At 69.7% G+C, this 13,237-nt stretch carries 8 protein-coding genes; 5 read left to right on the top strand and 3 right to left on the bottom strand.

Translation table 11 applies throughout. From position 1 onward, the window contains the following. The first annotated feature begins 33 nt into the window (after window positions 1–33). Together AB0C15_RS13940 and AB0C15_RS13935 are read left to right on the top strand one after the other, a co-directional pair. Window positions 34–408 carry a hypothetical protein gene (locus tag AB0C15_RS13940; RefSeq protein WP_357351661.1) on the top strand — a complete coding sequence of 125 codons (375 nt, stop codon included), beginning with the start codon at window positions 34–36 and terminating at the stop codon, window positions 406–408. 155 nt (window positions 409–563) lie between these two features. Then, window positions 564–3,443: a glycosyl hydrolase gene (locus AB0C15_RS13935; protein ID WP_357351659.1), complete on the top strand. Its 2,880-nt coding sequence runs from the start codon at window positions 564–566 to the stop codon at window positions 3,441–3,443. Between the two features lie 71 nt (window positions 3,444–3,514). Here AB0C15_RS13935 and AB0C15_RS13930 read toward each other — a convergent pair whose 3' ends face one another. Next, window positions 3,515–4,885, bottom strand: a complete 1,371-nt coding sequence (locus tag AB0C15_RS13930; protein WP_357351657.1) for an endo-1,4-beta-xylanase — start codon at window positions 4,883–4,885, stop codon at window positions 3,515–3,517. A 326-nt stretch (window positions 4,886–5,211) separates the two neighbouring features. Next, window positions 5,212–6,987, bottom strand: coding sequence for a family 43 glycosylhydrolase (locus tag AB0C15_RS13925; RefSeq protein WP_357351739.1), 1,776 nt, complete (start codon window positions 6,985–6,987; stop codon window positions 5,212–5,214). A gap of 705 nt (window positions 6,988–7,692) precedes the next feature. Between AB0C15_RS13925 and AB0C15_RS13920 the strand changes: the two genes are divergently transcribed. The 3 genes from AB0C15_RS13920 (at window position 7,693) to AB0C15_RS13910 (ending at window position 12,128) form a co-directional block, all read left to right on the top strand. Then, window positions 7,693–10,026: a beta-L-arabinofuranosidase domain-containing protein gene (locus AB0C15_RS13920; protein WP_357351737.1), complete on the top strand. Its 2,334-nt coding sequence runs from the start codon at window positions 7,693–7,695 to the stop codon at window positions 10,024–10,026. A gap of 161 nt (window positions 10,027–10,187) precedes the next feature. Beyond that, the gene (locus AB0C15_RS13915) at window positions 10,188–11,126 is read left to right on the top strand and encodes a superoxide dismutase (RefSeq protein ID WP_357351655.1); all 939 of its coding nucleotides are present in this window, start codon (window positions 10,188–10,190) and stop codon (window positions 11,124–11,126) included. 132 nt (window positions 11,127–11,258) lie between these two features. Continuing rightward, window positions 11,259–12,128: an endonuclease/exonuclease/phosphatase family protein gene (locus AB0C15_RS13910; protein ID WP_357351653.1), complete on the top strand. Its 870-nt coding sequence runs from the start codon at window positions 11,259–11,261 to the stop codon at window positions 12,126–12,128. Window positions 12,129–12,210: 82 nt separating this feature from the next. On the opposite strand, the gene AB0C15_RS13905 is transcribed toward AB0C15_RS13910, so the two are convergent. Further along, on the bottom strand, window positions 12,211–13,095 hold the full coding sequence (locus AB0C15_RS13905; RefSeq protein WP_357351651.1) for an MHYT domain-containing protein: 885 nt from the start codon (window positions 13,093–13,095) through the stop codon (window positions 12,211–12,213). Between the last annotated feature and the right edge of the window lie 142 nt (window positions 13,096–13,237).

Raw genomic sequence — 13,237 nt, 5'->3', positions numbered from 1 at the left:
GCATGCGGATGGCGCGCGGTGCGAGGGGGTTCGGTGGCTGACGCGGACGACGTACGCCGGGTGGCGTTGGCCCTGCCGCACACGGTGGAGATTCCCAGCGACGGCTTCGACTTCCGGGTGGCCGACAAGGGCTTCGTCTGGTCCTACCCGGAGCGGGTACCGGGCCGGCCGCGGGTGATCCGGCTCGACATCGCGGTGCTGTTCGTCGGCGACGAGGCGGAGAAGCAGGCGCTCCTGCTCGGGGAGCCCGAGATCTTCTTCACCACGCCCGGCTACGACGGTCTGCCGCTGGTGTTGCTGCGCCTGGCGGCGGTCGACGTCGACCGGCTGACCGAGTTGGTGAGCGACGCGTGGCGGATGCGCGTGCCGGACGCGTTGCTTGACGACCGTGCGGGCGCCGGCAAGTAGCGACATCAGCACGCAACGGGCCGGACACATTGACGGGAATCTCGGTGCTCCACTACCGTTGCCGAGAGAGCGCTCTCTCCCCTGACCTTCCCCCCAATTCAGACGCATCGCGCTGGACCCGGCAAGGGCCGCACCCGGCGCGCGATGGAGGCACCATGAAACCTCCCGTCCCCCACCGCCGATGGGCCCTGGCCGCCGCCACCGCGCTGGCCCTGGTCGTCGGCGGCCTCACCATCCCCGTCACCCGCGCGGCCGAGGCCGCACCCGTCGGCGCCGGCAGCTACACCACCACCCCGGTCGGCGCGCTCCCCAGTGGCTGCGGCGCGATGACCAGCAACCCCCGGCAGTTCGCCACCGCGAACGCGCCAGCCGGGCCGATACCCACCAACGACTGGTGGTCCTCGCTGCTGTGGAAGCGCACCGACTGCTCCTTCAGCGAGCCGTTGCACGCCCACCCGGTCTCGTACGACACCTTCGGCGACGGGCTCGGCTTCTCGGCCAACTCGACACCCGCCATCAGCGGCACCGCCACCGGTGTCGGCGAGTACCACTACCCGTACGTGCAGGACATCCGGGTCGGCGTGGCCGGGCTCGCCGCACCCCTGGTGAAGGTCGACGGTTGGACGGACTGGACGGTCAGCCCGCACTGGAGCGACGGCACGCGGACCATGCGCGCGACGATCGGCCACGGCCTGCCCTTCGCGTACTTCCAGACCACCGGCGGGAACGCGCAGATCAGCACCGCGGGCACCCCCGACGTCTGGTCGAACTCCGGGGCCACCATCGGCTTCCGGGTCAACGGCCACGACTACGTCGGGTTCGCGCCGAGTGGTGCGAGCTGGACCGTGGCGTCCGGCCGGATCTCGTCCACCCTGGCCGGTCGCGGCTACTTCTCGGTGGCCCTGCTGCCCCCGACGTCGAGCGCGACCGAACGCGCCAGCCTGGCCGCGACCTACGGCCAGTACGCGCACGCCCACGTGACCGGCACCCAGGTGTCGTACGCCTACAACCCCGCGACCAGCGGCCTGACCACCACGTACGCGTTCACCACGACCGCCCGGGAGGGCAGCGCCACGCAGACCGTGGTCAGCCTCTACCCGCACCAGTGGAAGTCGTTGAGCGGCTCCACCGCGATCACGCCGACCTACCCGTCGGCGCGCGGCCGGATGAAGGTGCTCACCGGCGTCAACCAGTTCCGCACCGCCATGAAGTTCCAGGGCATCCTGCCCGAGCTGCCGGCCGTCGGCGACGGCAGCGGTGGTGACCTGTCGACGCTCACCGGACACCTGGCCGCCACCCGCGCCAACCCGATGGACCAGCGCGGCAACGACACCTACTGGACCGGCAAGGGCCTCGGCCGGGCCGCCCGGATCGCCGAGATCGCCGACCAGGTCAACGACACCACGACCCGCGACAGCGCGCTGAACGCGATCCGGAGCACGCTCACCGACTGGTTCACCGCGTCCAGCGGCAAGACCAGCAGGGTCTTCTACTACGACAACAACTGGGGCACCCTGATCGGTTACCCGGCGTCGTACGGGTCCGACCAGGAGCTCAACGACCACCACTTCCACTACGGCTACTACATCGCCGCCGCCGCGACCCTGGCGAAGTTCGACCCGAGCTGGGCGGCCACCAGCCGTTACGGCGGAATGGTGGACCTGCTGATCCGGGACGCCAACAACTACCGCCGCGACGACACCCGCTTCCCGTACCTGCGGGACTTCGACATCTACGCCGGCCACGACTGGGCGTCCGGGCACGGCTCCTTCGGCTCGGGCAACAACCAGGAGTCCTCGTCGGAGGGGATGAACTTCGCGAGCGCCCTGATCCAGTGGGGGCAGACGACAGGCGACACCGCCGTCCGTGACGCGGGTGTCTTCCTGTACACCACGCAGGCCGCCGCCATCCAGGAGTACTGGTTCGACGTCAGCGACCAGAACTTCCCGAGCGCGTTCGGGCACTCGACGGTCGGCATGGTCTGGGGTGACGGCGGCGCGTACGCCACCTGGTTCAGCGGTGAGCCGGAGATGATCCAGGGCATCAACCTGCTCCCGGTCACCGGCGGACACCTCTACCTGGGCAACAACCCGGCGTACGTGCGGACCAACTACGCCGAACTCGTCCGCAACAACGGCGGGCCCCCGACCGTGTGGCAGGACATCCTCTGGCAGTTCCAGGCCCTCGGTGACGCCGACGCGGCGTTGGCGAACCTGCGGGCGAACCCCGGCTACACACCGGAGGAGGGCGAGAGCCGGGCGCACACGTTCCACTGGATCCGCAACCTCGCCGCGCTCGGCACCGTCGACACGTCGGTGACCGGCAACCATCCGCTGTCCGCGGTGTTCTCCCGCAACGGGGCCCGCACCTACGTGGCGTCGAACCCGACGGCGACGCCGATCACCGTGACGTTCTCCAACGGCACCACGCTCACCGTGGGAGCCGGCAAGACGGCCACCACCGGGGCGTACACCTGGAGTGGCGGTAACGCGGCCGGCGGTGTCCCCCCGACGACGCCCACCGATCCCCCGCCGACGACGACCCCCCCGACGACGACCCCGCCGTCCACCGGCGGGCCGACCCGCTACCTGCTGCCCGGGGGCGGTCTGGGTGGCGCCGGTAGCGCGGCCACGACGACGGTCGCGGCGGCGAACGGCAACCACGACGGTACGCCGACGAACGCCCAGGTCTTCACGGCGACCGGCCTCAACCTCGCCTACTCCGGCGGGCAGACCGCGTTCGACCTGTTCGTGGACGCCGGGGCGGCGGTCGGCAACGGCGTGCAGGTGCGGATCTCCTACGACCTCACCGGCAACGGCAGTTGGGACCGGGTGGAGACGTCGCGCTACTTCGCCACCGACCCGGTGGCCGGCTACGAGCACTACACGCAGAACGCCGGCCTGTCGTCGGCCACCGGCACGTTGGGCACGCTGAGCAACGGCACGGTCCGGGTGGAGGTCTGGTCGGCGATCGGCAACAACCCGAGCACGGTGGGCATCGGCAACCAGTCGGTGCTGCGGCTGCCGTACTCCTGACCGACCCGTTGCGCGGGACGGCCGGTGTGCAGGATGGTCCTCCACACCGGCCGTCGTGTGTTGTCAGAGGGTCAGGAGGCGGTGCAGGTGGGCGTCATGCCGGCCCCGCTGCCCGTGCCCTGGAAGCCGAACTCGGCGACCTGGCCGGCGCTGAGCCGGCCGTTGTAGTCGACGTTGGCGAACCGCACCGTGCCGGTGGAGCCGCTTGCCGTCGCACTCCAGGTGCTGGTGACGCTGGCGCCACTGGGCAGCGTGACGCTGACGTTCCACCCGTTGGTGCCGGCGGAGCCGGCGGTCACCTTCACGTTGGCCACGAACCCACCGTTCCAGGAGTTCAGCGACACCGATGCCGAGCAACCACCGGTGGTCGGCGGCGGGGTCGTGGGCGGCGGGTCGGTGGGCGGGGGCGTGGTCGGCGGCGGGGTGGTGGGGGTGCCCGTGCCGGCGTTGAGGGCGTTCAGGACGTTCGTGTACGCGGCCTTCTTGTTGCCGTTGCAGTCGAACAGCAACGCATTGTCCGAGCCACGCCACGAGTCACAGTCGCGTACCCCCCACACCGTGATGCCGGTGCAACGGGAGACGTTCATGCAGGCGCGGGTGACGGCGCCGAAGATGTTGGCCTGGTTGCCGCCGGTCATCACGTCCAGTTCGGTGATCTGCACGTCCACGCCGAGGTCGGCGAAGCGCTGCAGGTTGGCCTGGTAGTCACTGGCCAACGACGTGCCCAGGTGCGACTGGAAGCCCACGCAGTCGATCGGCACGCCACGGGACTTGAAGTCCCGCACCATGTTGTAGATCCCCGTCGACTTCGCGTTGACCCCGTCGGTGTTGTAGTCGTTGTAACACAACTTCGCACCCGAATCAGCAGCCCGCGCCGCCCGGAACGCCGCCTCGATCCAGTCGTTACCCGTACGCTGCAGGTTCGAGTCACGACGCCCACCCGAACCACCGTCGGCGAACGCCTCGTTGACCACGTCCCAGGCGTAGATCTTCCCGCGGAAGTGCGTCGCCACCTGGGTGACGTGGTTGATCATCGCGCTTCGCAACGCGCTGCCCGACATGCCCTGCGCCCAACCCGGCTCCTGCTGGTGCCACAACAGCGCGTGGCCGCGCACGCTCATGCCGTTGGCCTGGGCGTGACTGACCAGACGGTCGCCACCGGTGTAGTTGAACCGACCCTGCTGCGGCTCGGTGGCGTCCCACTTCATCTCGTTCTCGGCCACGACACTGTTGAACTCGCGGTTCAGGATCGTCGTGTAGACGCTCGTGGACAGCTTGTTCGTCGCGACAGCCGCCCCGAAGTAGCGGCCCTTCTCGGCCGCCGAGGCGCCGAGGGTCGTGCCGGCGCTGGCCGAGGTGGTCAGCGCCATCGTCATTCCGGCGGCGAGAGCGCCGGTGACCGCTATGGTCACCGCCGCTCGCAGGGCTCTGGTGTGTTTCATGCGGAATCCTTCTCTGTGGTGGTGCAGCGATGAAAGGCGCAGTGCCCGACCTGCTCCTGCGTGGACGCAGGGGTCGGCACCTGTCGCCGTCGCGGCAGCAGTGCGGGGAGTCCTGACGCGACGTCCGGCATGCCCTGGACGGACGTCGCGTGCCGAGGGGCCGCAGCAGGCTCGCCCGGTGAACCACGGGTGCGGCCGCCCTCAACCATCGACTGTGAGCGATAACATGCCGTTCGTCAAGTCGTAACCGACGGCGGCTGATGTGGATGCCGTGCGGGCGATGCGCGCTGCCGGAGCCGTACGGGGCGCGGCTCCGGCAGCACCCGTCACTGGAACGAGGCGTCGTCGACCAGGAGCCCGTCGGTGCCCGCCGCCGTCTCGACGTAGAAGGTGGCACCGGAGAGCGTGCCGCTCCACGACACGGTCGCCGTGCCGGTGAGCAGGGTCCAGCCGTTGACGTTCACCCCCACCGCCGGGGTCAGTTGGAGGTAGCTCGTGGTGCCGTTCGCGGTCAGCGACAGGGTCGCCTTCGCCGACGGGGTGCCGCTCTGTGCGCGTACCCAGACGTTCGTGGTGAAGCTCTTGCCGTTGGTGAGCTTGCTTGTCACGTCCTGACCGGGGCCGTTCCACGCACCGGTGCGGCCGGTGATCGACAGCGACCCGCTGCCACCGTGCGCCACGCTCGTGTTGTGGGAGAGGGTTCCGCTGCCGTGCACAGCCCACCCCGTCGTGCCGTTCTCCACGTCGCCGTTGGTGAGCAGGTTGCCGCCGCCGCTGCCGCCGCCGCCGAACTGCCACCAGTTGATGTTGAACAGGTTGCCGCTGCCGCCGGCGAAGCGCAGGTAGAGGTCGTGGGTGCCGGTCGCTGCGCTGACCGCGCAGGTGCTGGTGGTCCAGGTCTGCCAGCCGCCGGTGCCACCCACGGTGCAGGTGCCCACCACCGGGCCGCTGGCGCTGTCGAGGCGTACCTCGATCCGGCCGCCGCTGGTGGCGGACGCCACCCGGGCGCTGAACGACGTCGCACCCGCGCCGAACGCGACGCCCTTGACCTTGATGTAGTCGCCGTTCTCGATCCAGCCGACGTTCATTCCGCCCTCACCGGACACCTCGGTCTCGATCCCCGAGCCCCAGGCGATCGTCTCGGCCTCCTGCCGGACGTACGGGTTCAGCGTGCCCACCTGCGGCGCGCCAGTGGTGGTCATGTTGATCGTCGGGAAGGTGCCATTGCTGTTGTAGCTGAACTTCTCCACAGCGACCGAACGGGTGTAACCACTACCTCCGGGCAAGGCGCCGTTGTGATAGAAGAAGTACGATCCGCCCTGGAAATCGATCACACCCGCGTGATTGGTGAAACTGGCGCCCTGGCGCGGCATGATCGTTCCCCGGTACGTCCACGGCCCGGTCGGCCCCGTCGCCGTGGAGTACGCGAGAAACTCCGAGCAGCACTCCGCCGCGAACACGTTGTAGTACAACCCGTTGCGCTTGAACACCCACGGCCCCTCCTCGTACAGGGTGGGCCGGCTCGCGTTACCGCTCCGGGTGCCGAAGCCCGCCGTCGTGAGCGGGATGCGTGTCGCGCTGCCGGAGAACGAGATCATGTCCGGGTTCAACTTCACGTACCACAGGCCCGGGTTACCCCAGTACAGGTAGGCCTGCCCGTCATCGTCGATGAAGGCGTGCGGGTCGATCTCGTTGTTGCCGACGAGTGGTCGACCGAGCGCGTCACGGAACGGCCCGGTGGGGCTGTCGGCCACCCCGACGCCGATGACCATCTGCCCGTTGGAGCGCTGGCGCACCGGCACGTACCAGTAGAACTTCCCGTTCCGCGCGACGACCTGGCCGGCCCACGCGTTGGCGTCCGCCCACGCGAACGTCGCCAGGTTCATCGGCGAGCCGTGGTCGGTCCAGTTCACCATGTCCGCCGACGAGTACACCCGCCACTCACGCATGGTGAAGTAGGTGGATCCGTCCTCGTCGTGTCCGGTGTAGAGGTACACCCGGCCGTTGTGCACCATCGGCGCCGGGTCGGCCGTGTAGATGTTCTGCACGATGGGGTTGTCGGCCCTGGCCGTGCCCGGGATCAGTGCGAGGACGCAGGCCATGCTCGCCAGCCAGGCGATGGCGCGCCTGGCCCGGCGGGTGGCCCGGGTTGTGGATCGATCTTTCACAGTCACGATTACTCCCACAGAGAGTGCGCCGTGCGCGATGTCTGACTCGGCGAGCCACAGCCGTCCTGGCCGCCGCTCGAACGGGCTGAGCCGTCCGCACAATCAGCAGCACGAGCGTCGGCCCTGTTAGCGTTAACAGATCTCGCCGAACACCCCCTCCCTCACCTGACCTGGAATTTTGCGAGGCACCGGATGACCGTCGTCATCACATCGCAGCATTGATGTATCGACGTTGACATCCAAGATTTACGATGCACCGTACTGAGCGACCGGACGGGCGTCAACGGAGGGACAGTCGTCCCGCACCCACCGCCACTCGTCACTCACGGTCACATTCTGGCTGCCGCAGACCCGGTGGATGTCCGATTCGGACCATAGGTGCCGCCGGGCCCCGCGCCCCTCGAGTCAGGTGTCGCAGGATGGGTCAGCGAGGCGCCTCGGGGGTTGCGGGCGTGTTAACGACGAACTATGTTAGCGATCACATCGATGTGCCGCGATCAGCGCCTGGGTGGGCACCCGGCGTCCACGGCGACCACGTTCCCCACCACCCACACCGCATCCGCTGTCGGCCTTCTGCCGCCGACCGCCCCGCCGCCGTCGATGGCGGCCCCGACGTACCCGGCCACCTGGAGGTTCCCCATGCCACCCCCGCCCCTCAGCCGCCGCCACCTGCTTCAGGCCACCGGCGCCACAGTGGTTCTCTCCGCGACCGGCGCGGCCGTCGCTCCCGGAAGCGCGTCCGCCGCCGTCGTGCCCCCGGCCCGGTCCGACATCGGCGTCTCGGCGTACGCGTTCGACCTCGGTCAGGTGCGGCTGACCTCCGGGCGTTGGATGGACAACCAGTCGCGGACGCTCAACTACCTGCGGTTCGTCGACGTGGACCGAATGCTCTACAACTTCCGGGCCAACCACCGGCTGTCCACCAACGGCGCCGCCACCAACGGGGGCTGGGACGCGCCGAACTTCCCCTTCCGGACCCACATGCAGGGCCACTTCCTGAGCGCGTGGGCGTACGCGTACGCGGTGCTGGGCGACACCACCTGCCGGGACAAGGCGAACTACATGGTCGCCGAACTGGCCAAGTGCCAGGCGAACAACGGTGCCGCCGGGTTCGGCGCGGGTTACCTGTCCGGCTTCCCGGAGTCCGACTTCAGCGCGCTCGAGGCACGGACGCTTTCCAACGGCAACGTTCCCTACTACTGCATCCACAAGACCCTCGCCGGTCTGCTCGACGTCTGGCGCTACATCGGCAACACGCAGGCCCGTACGGTGCTGCTGTCGCTGGCGGGCTGGGTCGACACCCGGACGAGCCGACTGAGCTCCAGCCAGATGCAGTCGATGCTGGGCACCGAGTTCGGTGGCATGAACGACGTGCTCGCCGACATCTACCAGCAGACCGGCGACAGCCGGTGGCTCGCCACCGCGCAGCGGTTCGACCACGCCGCCATCTTCGACCCGCTGGCCTCCGGCCAGGACCAGCTCAACGGTAAGCACGCCAACACGCAGGTCCCGAAGTGGATCGGCGCGGCCCGGGAGTTCAAGGCCACCGGGACCACCCGTTACCGCAGCATCGCCAGCAACGCGTGGAACATCACCGTCGGCGCGCACACCTACGTCATCGGCGGCAACAGCCAGGCGGAGCACTTCCGGCCGCCCAACGCGATCGCCGGCTACCTCACCAACGACACCTGCGAGCAGTGCAACACGTACAACATGCTCAAACTGACCCGGGAGCTGTGGCTGCTCGACCCGAACCGGGCGGACTACTTCGACTTCTACGAGCGCGCGCTGATGAACCACCTGATCGGCGGCCAGAACCCGTCCGACAGCCGCGGCCACATCACCTACTTCACGCCGTTGCGACCGGGTGGTCGTCGGGGCGTGGGCCCGGCGTGGGGTGGCGGCACCTGGAGCACCGACTACAACTCGTTCTGGTGCTGCCAGGGCACCGGCCTGGAGATCAACACGAGGTTGATGGACTCCATCTACTTCTACAACGGCACCACGCTGAGCGTGAACCTGTTCACGCCCTCGGTGCTGGACTGGACGCAACGCGGCATCACCGTCACCCAGACCACAACCTTCCCGGTCAGTGACACCAGCACCCTGACCCTGAGCGGCTCGATGAGCGGCTCGTGGAGCATCCGGGTGCGGATCCCGTCCTGGACCAGCGGTGCCACGATCGCCGTCAACGGCACTGTGGAGAACGTCACCACCACACCGGGCAGCTACGCCACTGTCACGCGTACCTGGGCCGCCGGTGACACCATCACCGTGCGGCTGCCGATGCAGGTCGCCGTCAAGGCCGCCAACGACAACGCCAATGTCGGCGCGGTCACGTACGGCCCCACAGTGCTGGCCGGCAACTACGGCAACACGGCGCTGAGCTCCCTGCCCACCCTCACCGTCTCCTCGATCACCCGGACCAGCACCAGCTCGCTCGCGTTCACCGCCAGCGCCAACGGGTCCACTGTGAACCTCGCCCCCTTCTACGACGCCCACGGCTACAACTACACGGTCTACTGGAACACCAGCGGCAGCGGCGGCCCCACCGGCAGCTACCGCCTGGTCAACGTCGGCACCGGGCTGGTCCTCGGCGTCCAGAACATGTCCACCGCCGACGGTGGTCTGGCCGTGCAGTGGAGCGACAGCGGCACCGCCGACCACAACTGGGTGGTCGTGACCGACGGCAACGCGGTCCGGTTCCGCAACGTCAACAGCAACAAGGTGCTGGGTGTGGAGAACATGTCCACCGCCGACAACGCCCGGGTCCTGCAGTGGGCGGACAACGGCACCGCCGACCACCGGTGGATCCTCGTGGACAACGGCGACGGCACCTACAAGATCCGCAACGTCAACAGCAACAAGCTCCTCGCCATCCTGAACGGGTCGACCGCCATGGGTGCGCAGGCCGTACAGGATTCGGACAACGGCAGCGCGGACAACCGGTGGAGGCTGGTCCGCAACGCCTGACCTCGGCCCCGCTCGACGGGCTCACCGGCGCGGTCACCCGAAGACCGCGCCGGTGACGCCGGGCGCACGCCCGGCGGCGGTCGTACAGTGGTGAGGGTCCTGGCCCCAGTGAACCTGGCGGACGTGTCGGCTCGTGCCGCTTTCCGCCCGGAAGGAGCACAGTGAACCGCCCCCTCCGCACCACGCTCGGCGGCGCGTTGACCGCCGCCATGCTGACCACCGTCGCCGTCGCGCCGGCCCAGGCGCACCCCGCAGGGCGGCCCCCGGCCGTCCTCGCCCTCCCCGACGGCTTCCAGCCCGAGGGCATCGCGACCGCCGGCCGGTACGCCTACTTCGGCTCCCGCGCGACCGGCGCCATCCAGCGCGTCGACCTGGTCACCGGCCGGGGCACGACGATCGGCGCGGCCACCGGCACCCCGTCCCTCGGTCTCAAGGTCGACGGGCGCGGCCGACTCTTCGTCGCCGGTGGCACGGCCGGCGACGCCCGCGTGCTCGACACCCGCACCGGCGAGGTGCTGGCCCGCTACCAGTTCGCCACCACCCCGACGTTCGTCAACGACGTCGTGCTGACCCGCGACGCCGCGTACTTCACCGACTCGAACCGGCCGGTGCTCTATCGGCTGCCACTCGGTCGCGGTGGGGCGCTGCCACCCGCCGACGCCTTCACCACGATCACGCTGAGCGGCGCGTACGAGCAGGTAGGCGCCGGGGTGAACCTCAACGGCATCGCCCCCACACCGGACGGCCGCGCGCTGATCGTCGTCCAGTCCAACACCGGCACGCTGTACCGGGTCGACCCGGCGACCGGCGCGAGCACCGTCGTGGACGTGCCAGGTCACACCTTCACCAACGGCGACGGACTGTTGCTGCTCGGCCGCACCCTCTACGTCGTGCAGAACCGTCTCAACCAGATCGCGGTGGTCCGGCTCAACCACACCGGCACCGCCGGAGCGCTCACCAGCACCATCACCGACCCGGCCTTCGACGTGCCCACCACGGTCGCCAAGGCGTTGGGCCGGCTCTACCTGCCCAACGCCCGTTTCACCACACCGCCGACCCCCACCACGCCGTACACGGCCGTCGCGGTCCGCACCCACTGACCGGCCCGAGGGGGTACGCGCTGCGCGGGTGCCCCCTCGGCCCGCCGCTCTGGATCCCGATCGCCGACCGGCCGACAGTAAGATCACCGGCACCTCGGCGATGACTGTCGCCTCGTGCACCCCGGAGTTCCTGTGGCCGCCCGTTCGTACCGGTTCCTGCGCCGAACCCTGGCCGTGGGCTGCCTACTCGCCGCCGCCGCGCTCCCCGGCACGCCGCCGGCGGTCCCGGCCGCCGCCACGGACGCCCCGCAGGCCACGGTGCTGCGGATGCTCCAGATGAACCTGTGCAACAGTGGCCGCGCCGGCTGCTACACCGGCCGAGCGATGGACCGGGCCGCCGAGGTGATCACCATCGAGGCACCCGACCTGGTCACCCTCAACGAGATCTGCGCGAACGACCTCGCCACCCTGCACGGTGTGTTCCAGGCCGCGCACCCCGGCCGGACGGTCGTGGCCGCGTTCCAGGCCGCCGGCGACCGTCCGAGCGGCGACGACACCCGCTGCCGCAACGGGCAGCGGTTCGGCATCGGGGTGCTGACCCACGTGCCGACGGCAGCCACCCCGCGCACCGTGTACGCCGGAACCCATCCCACGCAGGACCTCGCCGACCCCGAGGAACGAGCCTGGCTCTGCGTCGACGTGGACGGGACCGTGCTCGCCTGCACCACGCACCTGTCGGCAAGCGGTTACCGCGTCGCGCTGACCCAGTGCGACCACCTGCTCGGCGCCATCCTGCCGGCGATCGGCCGCGACGCCGGACACCTACCCACCGTGCTGGCCGGCGACCTCAACCTGCGCGCCGGCCACGACCCCGATGTACGGACCTGCACCCCGCCGGGTCATCAACGGCTTGACGACGGGCGGCTGCAACACATCACGGCGACGAGCGACATCACGCTGTGCTGTCGCACCCTCGTGCCCATGCAGGGGGTGACCGACCACCCCGCGCTGCTGGCCACCCTCACCATCGGTCGCGGTGGACCCGGCCGACGGCCGGCCTGATCCGTCTCCTCGGCACCGGGCACGGGTGGGGCTGACCGGCCGAACGGCAGGATGGCGGGCCGGGTCCCGGCCGGGCGCGACGTCAGCGCGGCGGCGTGTCCCGGCGGGACGGAAACGGCGTACCCGGCTGACCGAGGGTGGAGCGGGCGCGCAAGCCCACCGGGTCCGGAGCAGCGGTCGGCGTCGGGGCGGTCGGCTCGGACAACCGCCGCTCCGCCAGGTACGCGGAGCCGGCCCGGTCGTCGTCGGTCGGAGCGGCGAGCAGGGCGTAGAGCAGACCGACCACCCCGAAGATCACCGCCAGCACGATCGGCACCAGCAGCGTGCTCACCCCGGCGCCGGTGATCTCCCGGCTGCCCTCGTGGCGGTGCACCGACAGGGCGCTCATGCCGGTGAAGTGCATCCCGTTCACGGCGATGCCCATGACCAGCGCGGACGCGAAGATCGCCAAGGCGCGCCGGACGGTCATCGCGAGCCACAGCGCGACGGTGGCCGCCACCACGGCGATCACCACCGAGAGCACGACCCGGAGGGTGTCGTAGCCGAGGTCGCCGTTGAGGCGCATCGCGGCCATTCCGGTGTAGTGCATGGCTGCCACACCGACACCGGTGAAGACACCTCCGGCGATCAGCCGTACCGGGCTCAGCCGGCCGGTGCCCACGATGGCCAGGCCGATACCGACCGCCACCACGGCGATGGCCGTGCTGGCCGCGGTCAGCGGCACGTCGTAGCGGATCCGGGTGTTCGCCACGGCGAAGCCGAGCATGGCCATGAAGTGCATCGCCCAGATGGCGGTGCCGCCGAGCGCCCACGCCGACAGCAGACCCCACCACGCGCGTTGACCGTTCGTCTGGGCGGTGCGGATCCGGCCGGCACAGACCAGACCGAGGATCGAGCCGAGGACGGACAACGCGTAACTCAACGCGGGTGTGATCCACCCATACTCAAAGTGATTGATCTCCGCCACGGCGGCTTTCTCCCCATTCGTTACCCACGCGTCAACAAGACGCCTGGGCAATGATCAGGTGTGCCGTGATCAGGCGCAATAGGCCCCCCGGGCTATTCGCGGGGTGCCGTTGCGGTGACCGTCCGCTGCGTCGATTGCCCCC

The sequence above is a fragment of the Micromonospora sp. NPDC048835 genome (assembly GCF_040649995.1).
Classification (GTDB): domain Bacteria; phylum Actinomycetota; class Actinomycetes; order Mycobacteriales; family Micromonosporaceae; genus Micromonospora.
The sequence above is the reverse complement of the archived record's forward strand: the minus strand, read 5'-3'. Positions and strand labels throughout refer to the sequence as shown.

Excerpts from the sequence above, each read along its gene's own strand:
- AB0C15_RS13935 (WP_357351659.1), top strand. The coding sequence starts at position 564 with ATGAAACCTCCCGTCCCCCACCGCCGATGGGCCCTGGCCGCCGCCACC.
- AB0C15_RS13930 (WP_357351657.1), bottom strand. The coding sequence starts at position 4,885 with ATGAAACACACCAGAGCCCTGCGAGCGGCGGTGACCATAGCGGTCACC.
- AB0C15_RS13925 (WP_357351739.1), bottom strand. The coding sequence starts at position 6,987 with ATGGCCTGCGTCCTCGCACTGATCCCGGGCACGGCCAGGGCCGACAAC.
- AB0C15_RS13920 (WP_357351737.1), top strand. The coding sequence starts at position 7,693 with ATGCCACCCCCGCCCCTCAGCCGCCGCCACCTGCTTCAGGCCACCGGC.